This window comes from Fibrobacter sp. UBA4309 (assembly GCF_002395745.1).
Taxonomy (GTDB): Bacteria; Fibrobacterota; Fibrobacteria; order Fibrobacterales; family Fibrobacteraceae; genus Fibrobacter.
In genome coordinates, this window is sequence record NZ_DGUN01000079.1 from 1 (window position 1) to 3,370 (window position 3,370).

General features: G+C 55.8%; 3 protein-coding genes. 2 read left to right on the top strand and 1 reads right to left on the bottom strand.

The features are described from left to right. On the bottom strand, positions 1-1,093 hold a 1,093-nt coding region (locus B3M32_RS11930; RefSeq protein WP_290747192.1), incomplete at its 3' end, for a dihydroorotate oxidase. 34 nt (positions 1,094-1,127) lie between these two features. Between B3M32_RS11930 and B3M32_RS11935 the strand changes: the two genes are divergently transcribed. Continuing rightward, the gene (locus tag B3M32_RS11935; protein ID WP_290747194.1) at positions 1,128-2,504 is read left to right on the top strand and encodes a M20/M25/M40 family metallo-hydrolase; all 1,377 of its coding nucleotides are present in this window, start codon (positions 1,128-1,130) and stop codon (positions 2,502-2,504) included. Positions 2,505-2,584: 80 nt separating this feature from the next. Beyond that, the gene (locus B3M32_RS11940; RefSeq protein ID WP_290747196.1) at positions 2,585-3,274 is read left to right on the top strand and encodes an SIR2 family NAD-dependent protein deacylase; all 690 of its coding nucleotides are present in this window, start codon (positions 2,585-2,587) and stop codon (positions 3,272-3,274) included. Positions 3,275-3,370 lie beyond the last annotated feature (96 nt).

Sequence of the window (3,370 nt, forward strand, 5' to 3'; positions counted from 1 at the left end):
TCGCGTGGGCCGCCATCCAGCGGAAAGCGACAACAGAATAGCACTGAACGGCATCGACACCCATCTTGATGAGGTCGTATACCTTGTACCCGTGGTCAATTCCACCGCAAGCGATAATGCTCATTTGCGGGTAATGTTCACGTATGTACTTCACGTTCCAAATCATGTTTTCGTACAGCGGGCGGCCAGAAAGTCCGCCGCAGTCGCCGTCGGCACGGAGCGGTGTCAATTCCTTGTACTTGGTCGTAGCGGGAACCTCGCTAATCTTGGCCGTCGGGTACGTATTGCCGATGACCACGCCGTTCACGCCCGTACGCACGAGCATTTCCATGATAGCTATCAGGTGGCGTTCCGAAAGGTCGGGGCTCAGCTTGGCGTACACGGCCTTACGCAGCCCGAGCGTATTGCGGAAATTCATGATTTCGGTGAAGATGCGTTCCGAAAAACTCATGTCGAGGTCGACGCGGGATTCGCCCGTATTGGGGCAGCTCACGTTGATTTCTATGTAGTCGCCAGCCTTGTAGGCAATCGAAAAACTTTCGATGATATCCTTCAGCTTTTCTTCGGGATCGGTAAGCCCGGGAGTCTCGGCCACGGAAATGCCAACGCAGAGACCGGCCTTGTGCGCCTTCACGAGCTGTTCGTCGACGCGCTTGGCAATGACTTCGACACCTTCGTTGTTGAGGCCCATGCTGTTGTAGATGGCCCTGTCCTTTTCCAGGAAACCGATTCGCGGCCTATGGGTATTGCCTTCGCGGAAATTGCGGGTAGCCGTACCTACGGTAATGCCGCCAAAGCCCACATTCGCATAATCACAAATTCTTTCGGCGGTCTTGTTCGCCCCTGCAGCCAAAATAATCGGACAACCAAAATAAAGGGAATTGCTGTGGTCCGAAAAGGTAATGACGCGCCTTAACGGCTTGCTCAAGTCCGGCCTGCCACCCATGAATGGGATAAGGGGGGCAAAGCGAGCCACATGCTTGAACGAATCGTGGCGGAACTCCGGGGATTTATGGAAAATGCGCCGTATCAACGCCAAAATGCGGTCGCTAAAACGCAGGTAATATTCGTGATTGATACATTCTACAGCCATATAATTATAAATTATAAAAAAAGAGGTATAAAAAGTGGTTTCTGAAATAGAAAAAAGAATTCACGAAGGCATGCCGGGCTATATCAAAGCCCTGAAGCAACTCGTGCGCATCCCATCCATCAGTTTCGACAACTTTGACCAGAAATTCGTCCTCGACAGCGCCGAGGCCGTCAAGAAAATGTTCACCGAAGCGGGATTTACCAACGTGCAGTTCCTGCTCCCGCCCAGCGGCAGGCCTAGCGTGTATGCCGAAAGCCTGACAAAACCCGAAAATCCGACCGTCTTGCTCTATGCGCACCACGACGTGCAGCCCCCCATGCGCGAGGCCCTGTGGAAAAGCGCCCCGTTCGAACCGGAAGTCCGTGGAGACAGGCTGTACGGGCGCGGCACTGCCGACGACAAGGCGGGAATCATCACGCATATCGCCGCCGCACGGCTGGTCCGCGAGATTCTCGGAGACAAGGGTCCGAACCTGAAGTTCATCATCGAGGGCGAAGAGGAATCCGGAAGTGCGGGATTCGAAGAAATCCTCGCCAAGAACACGGACCTGCTCCACAGCGATGCCGTCATCATAGCCGACCTCGGCAATTTTGCGAAAGGCGTACCTTCCATCACAACCACACTGCGCGGCATGAGCGCCGTGAACGTGACGCTCAAGAGCACCAAGGCCCCCCTCCATTCCGGAAGCTGGTCCGGACCGATTCCCGACCCGGGACAGGCTTTGTGCCGCATGATTTCGGCACTGACAGACAAAGACGGGAACATCGCCATCCCACATTTCGAAGACGGCATCGTACCGCCTACGCCCGAAGAACTCGAGTCTTACAGGAGTCTCGGGTACAGCGAAGAGACGTTCCGCAAGGAAGGCGGCGTACTCGACTGCGTAAAGCTGAACGTTCCCGGCGACAAGATTCTCGAGACGCTGTGGCGCAGGCCTTCCATCGTGGTCACCGCGATGGAAGTGGGGAGCCGGACCAATGCGGGGAACGTACTGCAAGACAGCGCCTACGCCCGCATCGGCATCCGGCTCGCCCCCGGCATGGATGCCGGAGCCTGCACCCAGATGCTCGTGGAGTTCCTGCACCAGCACGTGCCGAGCGGCATGGAATGCAGCATCACCGCCGAAGACGGCGCGAACCCGTTCACGACCGACATCGCCCACCCCTTCTTCAAAAAAATGGGCGACGCCATGGCCGAAGCCTACGGGCAGCCGACAAAATTCATCGGATGCGGGGCAAGCATCCCCGGCGCCGAACTTTTCCGCAGCACCCTCGGTGACATTCCCATACTGATGACTGGCCTCGAAGACCCGGAATGTGCCGCCCACGGCGAAAACGAAAGTCTGTACCTCCCCGACTTCGAAGCGGGAATTACGGCAGAAACGCTGTTTTTCGCCAGTCTGGCCAAGTGATGTAAATCAAACCGTGATTTTTGTGTATAACGTTATCCGTCAAAAGGTTATATTTTTCATAGAACAGGAAAAATAGGTCTATGCCGATAAAGTTGGTCGTACTGACAGGCGCAGGAATCAGCGCAGAATCCGGACTCCGCACCTTCCGCGGGAACGACGGCATGTGGGAACATGAAAACATTGAGGACGTCTGCACGCCCGGTGCCCTCCGCCGTGACCCGAAACGAGTCATGGACTTCTACAATTTCTTGCGCAAGGGCCTTCCGAAACATAAGCCCAACGCAGCCCACCTGGCTCTCGCCGAACTGGAAAAGCGCCTGGGCGACCAATTCCTGCTCGTGACGCAAAACGTGGACGACCTCCACGAACGCGCCGGTAGCAAGCGTGTCCTGCATATGCACGGCGACCTGATGAAACTCCGCTGCATGAAGGACGAACGTCACGAATTCATGTTCGATGGCGAAGAGACCCTCGAAACCAAGTGCCCGTTCTGCGGAGCCAAAACACGCCCGGACATCGTATTTTTCGAAGAAGTCCCGCTCTACATGGAAGAAATCCAGGCGGCACTCCACGAATGCGAAGAGTTCGTCTATATCGGTACCAGCAGCGTCGTCTACCCTGCCGCAGGATTCAAGAACTTTGCCAAGAGATTCGGCGCGAAGGTGACCTGCCTCAACCTCGAAATCCCGGTGCACGATCCGGATACCGACGTGTTCATCCAGGGCAAGGCGACCGAAGTCGTGCCCAAGTGGTGCGAACAGTTCAAGTAAGTTTCAAGCACTCGCGACGCCATCGGGCGCCGCGATTTCTATCTTTAGTGCATGCCCCGCCTAAGCGAACAAGAAGCACTCGACCTTTTTCTAAAC